A 17,381-nucleotide genomic window follows, 5' to 3' on the forward strand; every position below is an offset into this window, starting at 1 on the left:
CATAACAAATATTACGCAGGCAGCAATACAAACGATTGCCTGGCTGTCAGCATAACCATCAGTGTGGATGTTAATTTATGGAAGAAAAGACTGACAAAAATAGCGTTAATGGCAGGTTAATGAAATGAAATGGCGAAATGTGATATATATCACCAAATTTAGCCATTTAAAGAAAAGAGACTTAAAGGCAAAAAATCATCAGGATAAAGCGTCTAAACCTCATCCTGAAGCCATTTAACCGATCACTTTGCTATGATGGTTCTAACGCCGTCGGCAGTACCAATCAGTGCCACATCAGCGCCACGATTAGCAAACAGCCCAACGGTGACCACCCCGGCAATACCATTGATTTTATTTTCAAGCGCAATGGCATCCAGAATAGTCAGATTGTGTACATCCAAAATAACGTTACCGTTATCGGTCAGCACATTCTGGCGATATTCCGGTAATCCACCCAATTTCACCAGTTCGCGAGCAACATAAGAACGCGCCATCGGAATAACTTCAACCGGCAGCGGGAACCTGCCCAGCACATCAACCTGTTTCGATGCATCTGCGATGCAAATAAACTTACGGGCAATGGCAGCAATGATTTTCTCGCGGGTCAGTGCCGCACCGCCGCCTTTGATCATCTGCATCTGACCGTTAATTTCATCAGCGCCATCGACATAGATATCCAGCACATCAACTTCATTGCAATCAAACACTTGAATACCTAAGCTTTTCAACTTAGCGGTAGAGGCATCCGAGCTGGAAACAGCCCCTTCGATCTGATGTTTAATCGAGCCGAGAGCATCAATAAAATGTGCCGCAGTGGAGCCTGTACCCACCCCAACGATAGTGCCGGGTGTGACATACTCCAACGCAGCCCAGCCCACTGCTTTTTTAAGTTCATCCTGAGTCATGGTAAGTTCACGCCTTGATGTGAAAGAAAACCTGACGTCATTATAGAGCATATACGTGATAAAACGTCGCAATAAAGCCTGCCTGCGGGGTGGTTAATTTTAGCTGGATCACAGTTTCGTCAGTTTATTTGTGGCGGGCCTATCTGCATTCCAACATAGAAAAATGATCAAAATGTGGCATAGTGCGGTATTAACTTAAATATTTGGAGAGATGACTCCGATGAAACGCCCAGACTACCGAACGCTACAAGCGCTGGACGCGGTGATCCGTGAGCGCGGTTTTGAACGCGCGGCACAAAAACTTTGCATCACCCAATCGGCAGTGTCTCAACGCATTAAGCAGTTGGAAAATCTGTTCGGTCAACCGCTACTGGTGCGCACGGTGCCTCCCCGCCCGACTGAACAGGGGCAGAAGTTGCTCGCTTTGCTGCATCAGGTTGAACTGCTGGAAGAGGAGTGGCTTGGCAATGATAACGGTGGCGATACACCGCTGTTGCTGTCATTGGCAGTCAACGCCGACAGTCTGGCGACCTGGCTGCTCCCTGCGCTGAAACCGGTGCTGGCGGACTCCCCTATTCGGCTGAATTTGCAAGTCGAGGATGAGACCCGAACGCAAGAGCGGTTACGTCGTGGTGAAGTGGTGGGGGCTGTCAGTATCCAACCGCAGCCGCTGCCAAGCTGCCTGGTCGATCAACTCGGCGCACTGGATTACCTGTTTGTTGCATCAAAACCGTTTGCAGATCGTTATTTCCCCAATGGCGTGACCCGCTCGGCATTGCTGAAAGCGCCAGCCGTAGCCTTTGACCATTTGGATGATATGCATCAGGCGTTTTTACAGCAGAATTTTGATTTGTCACCGGGCAGCGTACCCTGCCATATTGTTAACTCTTCCGAAGCCTTTGTGCAGTTAGCAAGGCAGGGAACCACCTGCTGTATGATCCCGCATCTGCAAATTGAAAAAGAGTTGGCATCTGGCGAATTGATTAATCTGACGCCGGGGCTATTGCAGCGGCGAATGCTGTTCTGGCATCGATTCGCACCAGAAAGCCGGACGATGAGAAAGGTGACTGACGCCCTGTTATCTCACGGGCGTCAGGTATTACGGCAAGACTAGCTTATTTCGCAGCGGTAGCAGGCGTGTTGGCACTGGTTTTCAGCTCAAATACTACGTCAACCTGATCATCAAAATGGATGGTCTGTTGTTCGTAGGTTTGAGCTGCATCACTTGCCGGAGCGGCTTCGGCACTTTTGAACATGCGGGCTACCGGCATTGGCTGGTAGTTAGCAACATGGTAACGGATGCTGTATACCGGTCCCAACTTCACCTTAAATCCATCAGCCAACGAACCGGCCTGAGTGATGGCATTCTCAATGGCTTTTTTACGCGCCTGTTCGCGGTAAACATCGGGGTTTGCTACCCCTAACTCCACCGCACGAATCTCATTTAGGCCAGATTTCAGCGCACCATCCAGTAAATCATTCAATTTATCCAGTTGTCGTAGGGTTACCTGCACCTGACGCACCGCACGGTAGCCTTTCAGCACGGCTTCGCCGGTCTTCTGGTAATCGTATTCTGGCTGGGTACGAATGTTAGCCGCATTGATATCTTTCTTTTCAATGCCGTTTTTACGTAGAAAATCAAAATATTGCGCTACCCGCGTATCAACCTGTTTTTTCGCATCCGCAGCATCTTTGGACGATACGCTAACTTCAATTGCGATAGTCGCGATATCCGGTGTCGCATCAACGCTGGCAGTACCGGAGGTGACAACATGCGGCCCTTCTGGCACTTCGGCAGCTTGAGCTTGTAGCGCCAAAGGTAACGTCCCTAATCCCATCATTGCGGCCAAAGCCAATGTCTTCAACTTCACGGTGCCTCCTAAGATAATCATAATAAAACTATGCACTAAATAATTCGAGTTGCATGAAGGCGGCAACTGAGCGAGTCCTCAGGAGCTTACATAAGTAAGTGACTGGGGCGAACGAAGGCAGCCAACACACATGCAGCTTGAAGTATGACGGGTATAAGACAACCGTAGCATATCTTACTGAATTAGGGATTCGGATTAATGATAAAAACTCACAGATTCAATCCCTGTCGTGCTAACTGAAAAGCGATAAACCACATCACGCCGCCGACCAGTAAATTAATGACTCGCTGTGAGGTTGGCCGGTTAAGCCACGGCGATAACCACGCCGCCAACAACGCCAGCGCAAAAAACCAGGTAACCGAAGCGCTCACCGCACCAAAAGCAAACCACGGCCGCACATCAGGTAAAAGCTGCCCACCCAGGCTACCCAGCACCACGAAGGTATCAAGATAGACATGAGGATTCAGCCAGGTCACTGCCAGCAGTGTTATCACTATCGGCCAGCGGCCCTGTGCACCGGTGGCTAGCATTGATGTGGTGTCAGCTCCCCGCCATGCCGCCCTCAACGCGCCCCAGCCATACCATAGTAGAAAGGCGACTCCACCCCAGGTAACCAATGCCAACAGCAAAGGGGAGCGGCTCAGTAAGGCGCTACCGCCAAAAATTCCGGCACAAATTAAGATAATATCGCTCAACGCGCACAAAGAGGCACTCATCAGATGGTGCTGGCGTTTTATGCCCTGATTCATCACAAAAGCGTTTTGTGGCCCAAGGGGTAAAATCATCGCAGCACCAAGCACAAAACCCTGTAAATACACAACTAACATACTGTTACCTCTAAATAATACTCAGAACTAACTGAGAGAAAATGAGAGCAATTAGCCGCATAGTACGGGGAGAGCACCATCAGAGGAAATTGATATTTCTTATTAGCCATAAGTAAAGCTAATAATAAGTATGGACATCATACGTCAAGCTGCATGTATGTTGGCGACCTTCCTGCAACTCGAATTATTTAGGGGATAAACTGCAATTCGCATATGAGGAAAAGATAAAAAAACGGGCTAAAAATAGCCCGTCAGACTGCGTGAGGTACTATGCAGACGGAGCAGATTCCGCCTTAGTAACCTGATGTAAATGCACATCCATCTGTGGGTAAGGAATGCCAATTTTGTGAGCATCCAGCGCGCGCTTGAAGTTTTCCATCAGATCCCAATACACTTCCATCGCATCGCCATTAGTTGTCCAGACGCGCACGGTGAAGTTAAGGGAAGACGCGGCCATCTCATTTAGACGCACCGTGACACCGTTGTCATGCATGATGCGCTTATCTGCGGCAATGATGTCACCCAGCACTTTCTTCACCACATCAATATCAGCGTCATAGGCAACACCAATAACCATGTCGGTGCGGCGGTTCGGCTCACGACTGGTATTGATGATATTGTTGGCAATGATTTTACCATTTGGCACTACAATGATTTTGTCATCAACCGTCCGCAGTGTGGTGGAGAAGATCTGCACCTGCACTACCGTACCCGCGACACCACCCAGATCAACATACTCGCCCGCTTTGAACGGACGGAAGGCCACCAGCAGCACACCGGCGGCAAAGTTAGACAGTGAGCCTTGTAGCGCCAAACCAACAGCTAAACCGGCAGCACCGATAACCGCAATAACTGACGCGGTCTGCACCCCAAGACGCCCCAGAACGGCAACAATAGTGAATGCCAGAATACTGTAGCGCGCCATTGCTGCCAGAAAATCAGCTACGGTGACATCAATGCCACGTAACTTCATGACGCGGCCCAGCATCCGTGATACGACTTTAGCGATAATTGAACCGACAGTCAGTATCATCAGTGCGGCCACGACATTAACCGCATATTGAATCAGCAGATCCTGATTATCCACCAACCAAGTGCTCGCATTATTGATTCCATCAACTACGTTTAATTCTTCCATTTAAACCATCCTACAAAAAGCTCCCAGCGGGAGAGATTACATAAAAATTAATAAAAAATGCCGACTAACACTCCAGACAACCAGCTTAGGGTAACGAACAATAGGAAACGTTGCCAATTCGAAGAAAGGGTTAAATTCTGAAATATCAGACAATTCTGCAAATAGTGGCACAAATAGCCGTGATTAATCACAGAGTTCAGACAAGAAAAAAGGCCCCGCAGGGCCTTTTAGTCTTTTAAAGCGGAGCTAAATTACAGAACGTCTTTCGCGTTCAGTTCTTCAAATGCTTTTTCCAGACGAGCGACCATAGTCACCTGTGCAGCACGCAGCCACGCACGCGGATCGTAGAATTTCTTGTTCGGTTTGTCAGCACCTTCTGGGTTACCCAGTTGGCCTTGCAGGTAAGCTTCGTTCTTTTTGTAGTAGCCCAGAATACCTTCCCACGTGGCCCATTGGGTATCGGTGTCGATATTCATTTTCACTACGCCATAGCTAACTGCTTCTTTGATTTCAGCAGCAGTAGAACCTGAACCGCCGTGGAATACGAAGTTCAAGCTGTTGTGCGGCAGATTGTGTTTCTTGGAAACATAATCCTGAGAATCACGCAGAATAGTTGGGGTCAGTTTCACGTTACCTGGCTTGTAAACACCGTGTACGTTACCGAAAGAGGCAGCGATGGTGAAACGTGGGCTGATAGCGTTCAGTTTTTCGTAAGCATAATCAACATCTTGCGGTTGAGTGTACAGTGAAGATGCGTCCATATGGCTGTTATCCACGCCATCTTCTTCACCACCGGTACAACCCAGTTCGATCTCCAGCGTCATACCCATTTTCGCCATGCGAGTCAGGTACTTGCTACAGATTTCGATGTTTTCTTCCAGGGACTCTTCAGACAAATCAATCATGTGAGAAGAGAACAGCGGTTTGCCGGTCGCTGCGAAATGTTTCTCGCCTGCGTCCAACAAGCCGTCTAACCAAGGCAGCAATTTCTTGGCGCAATGGTCAGTATGCAGAATCACTGGAACACCGTAGTGTTCAGCCATCTGATGCACATGGTGCGCACCAGAGATAGCGCCCAGAATTGCAGCACCCTGACCTTCTGCTTTAACGCCTTTACCTGCGATAAATGCAGCACCACCGTTAGAGAACTGCACGATAACCGGCGCACGCACTTTGGCTGCTGTTTCCAGCACTGCGTTGATAGAGTCGGTGCCGACACAGTTAACTGCTGGCAGAGCAAAGTTGTTTTCTTTTGCTACTGCGAACACTTTCTGAACGTCATCACCTGTGATGACACCTGGTTTTACGAAATCAAAAATTTTAGACATGTACGTTGTCCTGTTTCGTCGACTGAAGATAGCAGCTATCCGGTAAGGATAGGCCCTAAATGTAAATCGCCTATACCCGTCATACTTCAAACTGCATGTGCGTTGGCTGCCATCATTCACTCAAGTCATTGAGTTATCTCAACTCCTTGGGTTCATTTCGTTGCCGCCTTCCTGCAACTCGAATTATTTAGGGTATAAAGCCCGCGAGCTTCATTAGCTAAAAGCGAAACGGGCGGCTCTCGCCCCCCGTTATCTAAATTACTGCTTGGCGCGCTCTTCCAGCATCACCACCGCTGGCAGTTTTTTCCCTTCTACGAACTCAAGGAATGCACCGCCGCCGGTGGAGATGTAAGAGATTTTGTCAGCAATACCGAACAGATCGATTGCTGCCAGAGTGTCACCGCCGCCTGCGATAGAGAATGCGTCGCTTTCTGCGATGGCACGAGCCACGATTTCGGTCCCTTTACGGAAGTTAGGGAACTCGAACACACCAACCGGGCCATTCCACAGAATGGTTTTGGCGTTTTTCAAGATCTCAGCCAGACGCTCCGCAGATTCGTCGCCCAAGTCCAGAATTTGCTCGTCATCTTTGATTTGGTTAGCCGGCTTCAGGGTTGCAGCGGCAGTTTCAGAGAACTCTGTTGCAACACGCACATCGGTAGGAACGGGGATATCACAGGTTTCCAGCAGGCGTTTTGCTTCTGGGATCAAGTCTGCTTCATACAGAGATTTACCCACATTGTGGCCTTGAGCGGCAACGAAGGTATTGGCGATACCGCCACCAACAATCAGTTGGTCTGCAATTTTAGACAGAGCACCCAATACAGTCAGTTTGGTTGAAACTTTAGAACCACCTACAATGGCAACCATTGGACGCGCTGGGTTACCCAGTGCTTTGCCCAAGGCTTCCAGCTCTGCTGACAACAGCGGGCCAGCACAGGCGATCGGGGCAAATTTACCCACACCATGAGTAGAGGCTTGTGCACGGTGCGCAGTACCAAACGCATCCATCACATAGACGTCACACAGTGCAGCATATTTCTTAGACAGCGCTTCGTCGTCTTTCTTCTCGCCTTTGTTAAAGCGAACGTTTTCCAGCACCACTAACTCGCCAGCTGCAATTTCAACGCCATCCAGATAGTCTTTCGCCAAACGTACCGGAGCAGACAATTTATCTTTCAGGTAGTTAACGACTGGCAGCAAGGAGAACTCTTCGTTGTACTCGCCTTCGGTCGGGCGACCCAAGTGAGAGGTAACCATTACTTTAGCGCCTTGCTTCAATGCCGCTTCAATCGTCGGCAGAGATGCACGGATACGCGCATCAGAAGTCACTTTGCCATCTTTTACCGGAACATTGAGGTCCGCACGGATCAGCACGCGAAGGCCTGCCAGACTCAGATCGGTCATCTTAATTACAGACATGGTGAATCCTCTTGTTGATTCTCTTTAAAGTTGCATAAGCTGCACATCAACGTTGATATAACCGCAGTAAAACCACGGAAAAACAAGACGTTAACATGCCATACTAGAAACCACTTCTGGCCATCGCCAATGTCGTATCCAACATTCTATTGGCGAAACCCCATTCATTATCGCACCATACCAAGGTCTTAATCAGGTGCTGCCCGCTGACCCGCGTCTGCGTGCAATCGACAATCGCACTGTGCGGATCATGGTTAAAATCGGTCGACACCAATGGTAATTCCGTATAGTCAACTATACCACGAAATGAACCTCTTGCTGCCTTTTGCAAAAGTTGGTTAACCTCAGCGACACCAACCGGGTTTGTCACACTGACGCTTAAATCGATAGCGGTTACGTTGATGGTTGGCACCCTTACTGAGATGGCTTCAAACCGGTCACAAAACTTCGGAAAAATACGGGTAATCCCTGCTGCCAGTTTGGTATCAACCGGAATAATCGACTGGCTTGCGGCTCGGGTACGACGTAAATCCTGGTGATAAGCATCAATAACCGGTTGGTCATTCATTGATGAATGAATGGTCGTCACCGTGCCGGATTCAATGCCATAGGCATCATCCAACAACTGAATAATAGGAATAATGCAGTTGGTGGTACAGGAGGCGTTAGAAACAATTCGGTGGTTCGCCTGTAAATCCTGATGGTTAACTCCATACACCACCGTCGCATCCAAATCATGGCCACCGGGATGGGCAAACAGCACCTTTTTGGCACCGGAGGTTAAATGCGCCTCACCATCGGCACGGCTACCATAAACGCCGCTGCAATCCAGAACCACATCAATTCCTAACTCACCCCAGGGTAACTGCCCAATTTCTGACTGATGTATCAGCCGGATAATATCGTCCCCAACGTATAATTTGTCACATTCCTGACGAACATCCCAGGCAAAGCGGCCGTGGCTGGAGTCATACTTCAACAGATGGGCCATCCCTTCTGCATTAGCTAACTCATTGATTGCGACCACTGAAATTTCTGCCCGCCGACCCGATTCATACAATGCGCGTAAAACGCTCCGGCCAATACGGCCAAAGCCATTTATCGCTATGCGGATTGTCATGTTACTCCCTGTTTCTGGTTATTATCATGCAACCCCATAGCGTACTGCACCGTACCCTAAAATGTTAATCGTCTTATCACAATTGAGCCAGAATACTTCCGGCTTTTTCCTCAGCGAATTTTACTGAAACTGAAAATCAATCATGACTGAAACGCTTCAGCCAGAATAAACCAAACTAATCATAAAAGGAATATCTGCCTGATAAAGGGCACAATTCATCCATCAATCGGCGAAAAAAAAGACCGCCGAAGCGGTCTTTTAACAGGTGTATTACCGGGTTTCTCATCACTATTTACAGCGATTGATAGCACTGGTAACGTCCTGCGGTTTGAACAAAAACTATTTCAACAACGCCTGAGCCTGAGCCACTACGTTTTCCAGGGTGAAACCAAACTCTTTGAACAGTAATTCCGCAGGGGCAGATTCACCGAAGGAATGCATACCCACAACAGCGCCATTCAGACCAACGTATTTGTACCAGTAATCTGCAATACCGGCTTCAACTGCAACGCGCGCGCTAACAGCCAATGGCAATACAGATTCACGGTAAGCCGCGTCTTGTTTGTCGAATGCATCGGTCGATGGCATAGACACAACACGCACTTTACGGCCAGCAGCAGTCAGTTGGTCTGCAGCAGCAACCGCCAATTCAACTTCAGAACCGGTAGCAATAAAGATCAGTTCAGGCTGGCCTGCACAATCTTTCAGCACATAGGCGCCTTTAGAGATGTTGGCTAACTGCTCAGCAGTACGTGGCTGTTGTGCCAGGTTCTGACGAGAGAAGATCAGTGCGCTTGGGCCGTCTTTACGTTCCAGCGCATATTGCCACGCTACCGCAGACTCAACCTGATCACATGGACGCCAGGTGCTCATGTTTGGTGTCACACGCAAGCTGGCCATCTGCTCAACCGGCTGATGGGTTGGGCCATCTTCGCCCAGACCGATAGAGTCATGAGTGTAAACAAAGATGCTGCGGATTTTCATCAGCGCGGCCATGCGTACTGCGTTACGGGCATATTCCACAAACATCAGGAAGGTTGCGCCGTAAGGGATGAAACCACCGTGCAGAGCAATACCGTTCATGATGGCAGACATACCAAATTCACGCACACCGTAGTGAATGTAGTTACCCGCCAGATCGTCACCCAAAGACTTAGAACCAGACCAGATAGTCAGGTTGCTGGGTGCCAGGTCGGCGGAGCCACCGAGGAATTCAGGCAACACTTTACCGAAAGCTTCCAGCGCATTTTGTGATGCTTTGCGGCTGGCAATCTTGGCAGGATTAGCTTGCAATTGTTCGATGAAATTCTTGGATTCAGTCGCCCAGTTAGCTGGCAACTCACCGCTGACGCGGCGTTTGAATTCAGCGGCCAGTTCCGGATACGCTTTAGCGTAAGCGGCGAACTTCTCATTCCAGGCAGCTTCTTTAGTTTGACCTGCTTCTTTAGCATCCCACGCGGCATAGATATCCTGTGGAATTTCGAATGCTGCGTATTTCCAACCCAAGGCTTCACGGGTAGCGGCAACTTCGTCAGCGCCTAATGGTGCGCCATGTGAATCATGAGTGCCGGCTTTCTTCGGTGAACCAAAACCGATAATGGTTTTGCACATCAGTAGTGATGGTTTATCGGTAACTTTATGGGCTTCTTCGATGGCGGCTTTGATAGAATCAGCGTTATGACCATCAACATTCCGAACCACATGCCAGCCATAAGCTTCGAAACGAGCAGCGGTGTCATCAGTGAACCAGCCTTCAACATGGCCATCGATAGAGATGCCGTTGTCATCATAGAATGCGGTCAATTTGCCCAGCTTCATGGTACCAGCCAGTGAGCAAACTTCATGAGAGATACCTTCCATCATGCAGCCATCACCCATAAATGCGTAGGTGTGGTGATCAACAACATCATGGCCAGGGCGGTTAAACTGCGCGCCCAGCGTGCGTTCTGCAATCGCAAAACCCACTGCGTTGGCAATGCCCTGACCCAATGGGCCAGTGGTGGTTTCTACCCCAGCGGTATAGCCGTACTCAGGGTGCCCTGGCGTTTTAGAGTGTAACTGACGGAAGTTTTTCAGCTCTTCCATCGGCAGATCATAACCGGTGAGATGCAGCAAGCTGTAGATCAACATGGAGCCGTGACCATTCGACAAGACGAAACGGTCGCGGTCAGCCCAGTGTGGATTAGTTGGATTATGGTTCAGATAATCACGCCACAGAACTTCTGCAATATCTGCCATGCCCATTGGGGCACCGGGGTGGCCGGAATTCGCTTTTTGCACGGCGTCCATGCTTAATGCGCGGATCGCGTTGGCAAGCTCTTTACGAGAGGACATGTTTTACTCCAGGTCGGATTAAAAAAAGCGTTCAAGGTTACCATTTTCTCAGACTCGACATTGAAACGGCAATCACTAAAACCAAATAAGCTATAACTTCCATATTAATGACCAATGGAATTTGCTGATTTTCAGAATAAAGCTATAGCTGTAACGCCCAAGGCGCGCTAACCTCGCTGCGTTTTTAGCCAAACAATGAGCAAATTAACCGCTCGGTGCGGCTGGAAGTATTCGTTTTTGCAAACAGACCGATACAAACCATACGTTGCAACGACTATTTCGGGCAAGACCTATTGCCGACAGAGTAGAACAACCGTCGTCGATTCAACAGCTATTAATGCGATAGTTGGCAATAATGTGATAGTGACTTAGGGATAATGAGGGTAAACAGATCCTCGCCCTTAATAAATTATTATCGCCAGCAAAATTGCCTTATCTAATGATAAAAATGGCATGACCACAGGAAGAAAGTGTTATGAAAATTCGTACCTCAATGATTGCACTAAGCCTTACGGCACTGCTTAGCGGCTGCCAGAATATGAGTGCTGATGGCTTGATGCAATCGGGCGCACAAGCGTTTCAGGCCGCAACCCTGAGCGATGCTGATGTCAAAACGCTCAGTGATAAATCTTGCGTAGAAATGGATCAGAAGGCTCAAATAGCGCCAGCAGACAGCACCTATGCAAAACGTCTGGCCAAAATCTCAGCCGCATTGGGGGATAACATCAATGGTACGCCAGCTAACTATAAGGTTTATGTCACTAAAGACGTGAATGCCTGGGCGATGGCAAATGGCTGTATTCGTGTTTACAGCGGTCTGATGGACATGATGACCGACAATGAAGTCGAGGGCGTACTCGGCCATGAAATGGGCCATGTGGCGTTAGGCCATACCCGTAAAGCGATGCAAGTGGCTTACGGCACCACCGCCCTGCGCACTGCCGCAGCCTCTGCTGGCGGTGTTACCGGTCAGTTGTCCCAGTCTCAGTTGGCCGATATCGGTGAGAAACTGGTCAATGCGCAATTCTCACAAAAGCAAGAAAGCGAAGCCGATGATTACTCATTTGATTTGCTGAAAAAACGCGGTATCGATCCAAATGGTTTGGTCACCAGCTTTGAGAAGCTGGCAACGATGGAGGCTGGCCGCTCCAGCAGCATGTTTGATGATCATCCATCATCACAAGGGCGGGCCGATCATATCCGCCAACGTATCGCTGCCGGGAAGTAAATCCAGGTAGCTTATAATTATAACGCTCGTGATTATGCGGGCGTTATGACTCACTGCTGAACCTTCGTCACTGCTTATTTGTCATCCTTGAAGATCTATACTCAGATTGACCTCGATCTGGTCACCATTGATGCGCACCGGGTAGGTGTCTAAATCCCGATCACCGGGTTCGCGCAGACAGTGTCCGGTTCGTACATCAAACAATGCGCCGTGCAATGGGCATTCGACTGTTTCACCATCCATAAACCCCTGGCTTAACAATGCATTGGCATGAGGGCAAATATCCTCCATCGCAAAATATTCACCATTCACCAGATAGATACCGATGCTTTTACCCTCAGCCTGAGCGGAGAAAGGAGAGTCCGGCTTGACGTAATTGGCCTTACAAACACTAACCCATCCCATTAAAGCCCCCTCAGATTGTCACCATAAATCACTAACATTAGTGTGGTTGATATCCGCTGAATAACCAGTAACAGCACAAACAAAAAGGGCAAACTTGCGTTTGCCCTTTCGTCAATATTGGATAACCCGCTAGCCGTTATTCATCTTCAAGGTAGGTATAACCGTACAAACCCGCTTCGAACTCTTCCATAAATTGAGTTTGCAATTCTACATCCAGATCCGTTTCTTTCACTTGATCGCGGAATTGGTTTAGCAATTTTTTCGGATTCAACTGCACATATTCCAGCATATCTGCGACGGTATCACCTTCGTCAGTCTGCTCGACTTCAACCGTGCCGTCAGGGAACACATACACATCTACTGCGGCAGTATCACCGAACAAATTGTGCATATTGCCCAGAATTTCCTGATACGCACCCACCATAAAGAAGCCCAGCAGTGGAGGATTCTCTGCATCATACGGCGGCATCGGCATGGTGGTTGCCACACCGTCACCGTCGATATAGTGGTCGATAGTGCCGTCTGAGTCACAGGTAATGTCCAGCAATACCGCGCGGCGCTCTGGCGGCTTATTCAAGCCTTCGAGCGGTAATACCGGGAATAGCTGATCGATACCCCATGCATCAGGCATGGATTGGAACAACGAGAAATTCACGTATAGCTTATCAGCCATGCGCTCTTGTAGTTCATCAATAATGGGCCGGTGCGCGCGATTGCTTGGGTCCAGTTGCTTCTGGATATCATTACAAATGCTCAAATACATCTGCTCTGCCCAAGCGCGTTGTGTCAGGTCCAGTATGCCGTGGGCATATTGGCTATGTACATCATGTAAGTCCATCTGGCTATCATGCAGCCATTCACGCAGTGAACGTCGATTTTCAGGCTCCTGCATCTCCTGCCAGGTATCCCACAGGCTTTCCAACGCACGAGGTGCATCTTCTTCCGGTGCCTGTGGTTCGCTGAACTCATTACGTTCCACACCAATAACATTGGATACCAGCACAGTATGGTGCGCAGTTACAGCGCGGCCAGACTCGGTAATCACGGTGGGATGTGGTAAGCCATGCTCGTTACAGGCATCACCGATACCCCAGATAACATTATTGGCATATTCATTCAGGCCATAGTTAACCGAACAATCGGATTGGGAGCGTGTCCCTTCGTAATCCACCCCCAGACCACCACCCACATCGAAACACTGGATATTGACACCCAGTTTGTGTAATTCCACATAGAAGCGGGCAGATTCACGCACACCTGTGGAGATGTCACGGATGTTGGATAGTTGAGATCCCAAATGGAAATGCAGTAATTGCAGGCTCTCCAGGCTATTGGCTTTACGCAACATATCAACCAGTTGTAACACCTGGGTAGCAGACAGACCAAATTTGGATTTCTCACCACCACTGGCCTGCCATTTGCCGGAGCCTTGTGACGCCAAACGTGCGCGGACACCTAAGCGCGGCACAACATTCAGACGTTCAGCTTCTTCCAGTACCATTTTGATTTCTGACATCTTTTCGATAACCAGATAAACCTTATGGCCCAGTTTTTCACCGATCAACGCCAGACGAATATACTCACGGTCTTTATAGCCGTTACAAACAATAACCGAACGGGTCATGCCAGCATGAGCTAACACTGCCATCATTTCAGCTTTAGAACCCGCTTCCAGCCCTAACGGTTCACCGGAGTTCACCAGTGACTCAATCACCCGACGATGCTGGTTGACTTTAATCGGGTAAACCAGGAAATAATCGCCTTCGTAGCCGAAAGACTCACGCGCACGCTTAAATGCACCGTTGATTGAACGCAAACGGTGCTGCAAAATTTGTGGGAAACAGAATAACGCAGGCAGACGTTGCCCCTGTTCAAGCTGCATTCCTTTAACCAGTTGTGCCAAATCGACACGCGCCTCACGGACATCTGGATCAGGGCAAACACTAATATGACCCAACTCATTGACGTCATAATAGTTGCCACCCCAATAGGCGACGTTATATGTGCTCAGCATTTTGCTGGCATCGCGGTCATTCATGGCAACCTCCTGCATGGAGCGTAAAGAAACATGTGCGCCCGCAGCTACCGGACGGCCAATCAAGTTATCATCAGACATAATTCGCCTCTATTGCGATACTGACGATAAAGTCAGCCACTATCGCAGCCACAACCAGCAAGGACAAGCCGCGTGAATGCCAAACTGGCAGAAGATTGCACTAAAAAGCGCGACCCACAAGCGGTTTATCACTCAGCTATTCATTACCCAAAAGGGTAAAACACGTTTAAATGGAAAATACGTTTGACTGTAAATACGTATTGAGATTTTGTGAATCGGATTAGCCGCAAAGTCCTCAAGCTAGCCGGATTCAGTGCTTCAGACGGTGATTAACCCGTCCGCGAATCCTGAGTCGCACCCATGTGGGTGTAACATCGCCTTGATGGTGTACAAGAAAGGAAGGTTGCAAGGGGAGATTGAACGCCAGAACGACGCAGCTGTTGATGTGCAGCAACCAGTAGACAACGGATCATTAATCCAACCACCTCCACGCATGCCGCTCTCAATGAACGGACAAGACCTTATTAATAGATAATAGACAAATTAAGTAACAGTTCGATGACGCCGCTATTTTAGCGCTCATCGCCGTTAAGCGCCTGAGTGTAAAACTCCGCGAATCTCACAATGAGCTAATGTCATCTTCTGCCATCTTCATCATTGCATATCAAATAAGCTGCGCGCGCAGTTTATACCTATAATGCGAGCAAAATGCAAAATGAAAATGGCCTGCAAGTGTATCAAGCGGTAAATAAATCAACTGACAACTAAAGTGAGAAATATCTTGATGCAAAAAGGGCTGGCATTAAGGGTAAAAGCTGACCTAAAATAGACGTCCAGATGTTAATACATCCAAAGATTCTAATTGCCAGAATGCTGAGTATGCGACAAATCATGCAAGGCTTCTAAATTGATATTCCCAAAACGTGGTGTTGCAAGGTTGTTAGCTGCGGCGCCAGGTACGAATGGGATAAACTGCTAAGGCTTTGCCTAAAGAGGCGTTGCGAGATATCAACGTATCAGAATACTTCATTAAGTGAAGGTTTTTGTTACCTGACACTCAGCGCTATGCAGTGACTTTTCACTTGTATTTCAAGGTAAAGAAGATAATGGCTAAACACCTATTTACGTCAGAATCAGTTTCTGAAGGGCATCCGGATAAAATTGCGGACCAGATTTCTGATGCAGTTCTTGACGCGATTCTTGAACAAGACCCGAAAGCGCGTGTTGCCTGCGAAACCTATGTCAAAACGGGTATGGTCATGGTGGGTGGTGAAGTCACCACCAGCGCGTGGGTAGATATCGAAGAGATCACCCGTAATACCGTGCGCGAAATCGGTTATGTTAATTCTGAGATGGGTTTTGACGCCAACTCTTGCGCCGTTTTAAGTGCGATTGGTAAGCAATCTCCTGATATCAATCAAGGAGTTGACCGCTCAGACCCACTGGAGCAAGGCGCGGGCGATCAGGGTTTGATGTTTGGCTACGCCACCAACGAAACCAGCGTTTTAATGCCAGCCCCCATTACCTATGCTCACCGGTTGGTACAACGTCAGGCTGAGGTGCGTAAAAACGGCACGTTGTCGTGGCTGCGCCCGGATGCAAAAAGCCAGGTCACCTTCCAGTATGATAACGGCAACATTGTCGGGATTGATGCGGTAGTCCTGTCAACTCAGCATTCAGAAGATATCGGCCTGAAAGATTTACAAGAAGCGGTGATTGAAGAGATCATCAAACCGGTTCTGCCTGCTGAATGGCTCACGGCGACGACTAAATATCATATCAACCCAACGGGCCGTTTTGTGATCGGTGGCCCAATGGGTGACTGTGGTCTGACCGGCCGTAAAATCATTGTTGATACCTACGGCGGCATGGCACGTCATGGTGGCGGCGCATTCTCTGGTAAAGATCCATCCAAAGTTGACCGTTCTGCTGCTTATGCCGCACGTTACGTAGCAAAAAATATCGTCGCGGCTGGCCTGGCCGATCGTTGTGAAATTCAGGTTTCTTACGCCATCGGCGTTGCAGAACCCACCTCGATCATGGTGGAAACCTTCGGTACCGGGAAAGTTTCAGACGAGCAGTTAATTATTCTGGTGCGCGAATTCTTCGACTTACGCCCTTATGGCTTGATCAAGATGCTGGATCTGCTGCACCCGATTTATAAAGCAACCGCCGCTTACGGTCACTTTGGTCGCGAAGAGTTCCCTTGGGAAAATACCGACAAAGCCGACTTGTTGCGAGAAGCTGCTGGCCTGAAATAACTTTCAGACGGTAAGATCTCAATAACAAAAACCCCGCCAGCCGGGGTTTTTTTATGCTTGATTTTTTATGACTTTCGATAGCGCTCAATCAAGCTGAATATTGCCATTCCTGCCAGCATCGCGGCGACAAAGATGACACCTTTGTACATCCCCGCGCCCAGGAGCACCAACGCTGGCCCCGGGCATATCCCTGCCAACCCCCAGCCGATACCAAATAACACGCTGCCGCCCATTAAACGCCGATCCACGCGGGTAGACGTTGGTATGTTAAGAGGAAGTCCTCGCCAAGTGGCGTTACGTTTTTTTGCCCAGCGAAAGGCCAGTGTCGCGACAACCACTGCCGCCATCATCACCAGAGCCAGTGATGGGTCCCATTGGCCGCCAATATCGAGAAACCCCAGAACCTTCACAGGGTTAGTCATACCGGCCACTATTAGCCCCAAACCAAAGATCAGCCCCGTCAGCAATGAGAAGAATATATTCATA

The 17,381-nt window shown here is 48.8% G+C and carries 15 protein-coding genes; 3 read left to right on the forward strand and 12 right to left on the reverse strand.

Annotated features, from left to right (window positions below; all coding sequences use genetic code 11):
- Window positions 1-242: 242 nt before the first annotated feature.
- Complete coding sequence (gene rpiA / locus YALDO0001_RS11830) at window positions 243-905, reverse strand: ribose-5-phosphate isomerase RpiA (protein WP_004703465.1); 663 nt, start codon at window positions 903-905, stop codon at window positions 243-245.
- Window positions 906-1,125: 220 nt separating this feature from the next.
- Here rpiA and YALDO0001_RS11835 point away from each other — a divergent pair, with 220 nt between their 5' ends.
- Window positions 1,126-2,019 (forward strand): LysR family transcriptional regulator ArgP, encoded by an 894-nt coding sequence (locus YALDO0001_RS11835; RefSeq protein WP_042839905.1) that lies wholly within the window; start codon window positions 1,126-1,128, stop codon window positions 2,017-2,019.
- 1 nt (window position 2,020) lies between these two features.
- Here YALDO0001_RS11835 and YALDO0001_RS11840 read toward each other — a convergent pair whose 3' ends face one another.
- From YALDO0001_RS11840 to tkt, 7 genes are all read right to left on the reverse strand, one after another.
- Window positions 2,021-2,776, reverse strand: coding sequence for an oxidative stress defense protein (locus YALDO0001_RS11840; protein WP_042546825.1), 756 nt, complete (start codon window positions 2,774-2,776; stop codon window positions 2,021-2,023).
- 209 nt (window positions 2,777-2,985) lie between these two features.
- Window positions 2,986-3,603 (reverse strand): arginine exporter ArgO, encoded by a 618-nt coding sequence (gene argO / locus YALDO0001_RS11845; protein ID WP_042839906.1) that lies wholly within the window; start codon window positions 3,601-3,603, stop codon window positions 2,986-2,988.
- 268 nt (window positions 3,604-3,871) lie between these two features.
- Window positions 3,872-4,741, reverse strand: coding sequence for a small-conductance mechanosensitive channel MscS (gene mscS, locus YALDO0001_RS11850; protein ID WP_004703474.1), 870 nt, complete (start codon window positions 4,739-4,741; stop codon window positions 3,872-3,874).
- A 251-nt stretch (window positions 4,742-4,992) separates the two neighbouring features.
- Window positions 4,993-6,069, reverse strand: coding sequence for a class II fructose-bisphosphate aldolase (gene fbaA / locus YALDO0001_RS11855; RefSeq protein ID WP_004703478.1), 1,077 nt, complete (start codon window positions 6,067-6,069; stop codon window positions 4,993-4,995).
- Between the two features lie 258 nt (window positions 6,070-6,327).
- On the reverse strand, window positions 6,328-7,491 hold the full coding sequence (gene pgk / locus YALDO0001_RS11860) for a phosphoglycerate kinase (RefSeq protein WP_042546828.1): 1,164 nt from the start codon (window positions 7,489-7,491) through the stop codon (window positions 6,328-6,330).
- Between the two features lie 103 nt (window positions 7,492-7,594).
- Window positions 7,595-8,611 carry an erythrose-4-phosphate dehydrogenase gene (epd, locus tag YALDO0001_RS11865; RefSeq protein ID WP_004703484.1) on the reverse strand — a complete coding sequence of 339 codons (1,017 nt, stop codon included), beginning with the start codon at window positions 8,609-8,611 and terminating at the stop codon, window positions 7,595-7,597.
- Between the two features lie 339 nt (window positions 8,612-8,950).
- The gene (gene tkt / locus YALDO0001_RS11870) at window positions 8,951-10,945 is read right to left on the reverse strand and encodes a transketolase (protein ID WP_004703486.1); all 1,995 of its coding nucleotides are present in this window, start codon (window positions 10,943-10,945) and stop codon (window positions 8,951-8,953) included.
- Between the two features lie 475 nt (window positions 10,946-11,420).
- On the opposite strand from tkt, the gene loiP reads away from it, so the two are divergent.
- A complete protein-coding gene (gene loiP, locus YALDO0001_RS11875) occupies window positions 11,421-12,173 on the forward strand; it encodes a metalloprotease LoiP (protein ID WP_004703487.1) in 753 nt (250 codons plus the stop codon).
- 81 nt (window positions 12,174-12,254) lie between these two features.
- Here loiP and YALDO0001_RS11880 read toward each other — a convergent pair whose 3' ends face one another.
- From YALDO0001_RS11880 to yqgG, 3 genes are all read right to left on the reverse strand, one after another.
- Entirely contained in the window at window positions 12,255-12,578 is a 324-nt protein-coding gene (locus tag YALDO0001_RS11880) for a non-heme iron oxygenase ferredoxin subunit (protein WP_004703488.1), read from the reverse strand.
- A 136-nt stretch (window positions 12,579-12,714) separates the two neighbouring features.
- Window positions 12,715-14,694: a biosynthetic arginine decarboxylase gene (gene speA / locus YALDO0001_RS11885; RefSeq protein ID WP_004703489.1), complete on the reverse strand. Its 1,980-nt coding sequence runs from the start codon at window positions 14,692-14,694 to the stop codon at window positions 12,715-12,717.
- 269 nt (window positions 14,695-14,963) lie between these two features.
- Window positions 14,964-15,107: a small protein YqgG gene (yqgG, locus tag YALDO0001_RS22540; RefSeq protein ID WP_427926913.1), complete on the reverse strand. Its 144-nt coding sequence runs from the start codon at window positions 15,105-15,107 to the stop codon at window positions 14,964-14,966.
- Between the two features lie 633 nt (window positions 15,108-15,740).
- Here yqgG and metK point away from each other — a divergent pair.
- Entirely contained in the window at window positions 15,741-16,895 is a 1,155-nt protein-coding gene (gene metK / locus YALDO0001_RS11890) for a methionine adenosyltransferase (protein WP_004703490.1), read from the forward strand.
- A gap of 65 nt (window positions 16,896-16,960) precedes the next feature.
- On the opposite strand, the gene YALDO0001_RS11895 is transcribed toward metK, so the two are convergent.
- Window positions 16,961-17,380 carry a DUF6691 family protein gene (locus YALDO0001_RS11895; RefSeq protein WP_004703491.1) on the reverse strand — a complete coding sequence of 140 codons (420 nt, stop codon included), beginning with the start codon at window positions 17,378-17,380 and terminating at the stop codon, window positions 16,961-16,963.
- Window position 17,381 lies beyond the last annotated feature (1 nt).

It is taken from the genome of Yersinia aldovae ATCC 35236 (genome assembly GCF_000173735.1).
GTDB classification, from domain to species: Bacteria; Pseudomonadota; Gammaproteobacteria; order Enterobacterales; family Enterobacteriaceae; genus Yersinia; species Yersinia aldovae.

Bases quoted from the DNA above. Each gene is read 5' to 3' on its own strand.
- mscS (WP_004703474.1), bottom strand. From the start codon at position 4,741: ATGGAAGAATTAAACGTAGTTGATGGAATCAATAATGCGAGCACTTGG.
- speA (WP_004703489.1), bottom strand. From the start codon at position 14,694: ATGTCTGATGATAACTTGATTGGCCGTCCGGTAGCTGCGGGCGCACAT.
- epd (WP_004703484.1), bottom strand. From the start codon at position 8,611: ATGACAATCCGCATAGCGATAAATGGCTTTGGCCGTATTGGCCGGAGC.
- fbaA (WP_004703478.1), bottom strand. From the start codon at position 6,069: ATGTCTAAAATTTTTGATTTCGTAAAACCAGGTGTCATCACAGGTGAT.
- rpiA (WP_004703465.1), bottom strand. From the start codon at position 905: ATGACTCAGGATGAACTTAAAAAAGCAGTGGGCTGGGCTGCGTTGGAG.
- yqgG (WP_427926913.1), bottom strand. From the start codon at position 15,107: ATGATCCGTTGTCTACTGGTTGCTGCACATCAACAGCTGCGTCGTTCT.
- YALDO0001_RS11835 (WP_042839905.1), top strand. From the start codon at position 1,126: ATGAAACGCCCAGACTACCGAACGCTACAAGCGCTGGACGCGGTGATC.
- pgk (WP_042546828.1), bottom strand. From the start codon at position 7,491: ATGTCTGTAATTAAGATGACCGATCTGAGTCTGGCAGGCCTTCGCGTG.
- loiP (WP_004703487.1), top strand. From the start codon at position 11,421: ATGAAAATTCGTACCTCAATGATTGCACTAAGCCTTACGGCACTGCTT.
- YALDO0001_RS11895 (WP_004703491.1), bottom strand. From the start codon at position 17,380: ATGAATATATTCTTCTCATTGCTGACGGGGCTGATCTTTGGTTTGGGG.
- YALDO0001_RS11880 (WP_004703488.1), bottom strand. From the start codon at position 12,578: ATGGGATGGGTTAGTGTTTGTAAGGCCAATTACGTCAAGCCGGACTCT.
- metK (WP_004703490.1), top strand. From the start codon at position 15,741: ATGGCTAAACACCTATTTACGTCAGAATCAGTTTCTGAAGGGCATCCG.
- tkt (WP_004703486.1), bottom strand. From the start codon at position 10,945: ATGTCCTCTCGTAAAGAGCTTGCCAACGCGATCCGCGCATTAAGCATG.
- argO (WP_042839906.1), bottom strand. From the start codon at position 3,603: ATGTTAGTTGTGTATTTACAGGGTTTTGTGCTTGGTGCTGCGATGATT.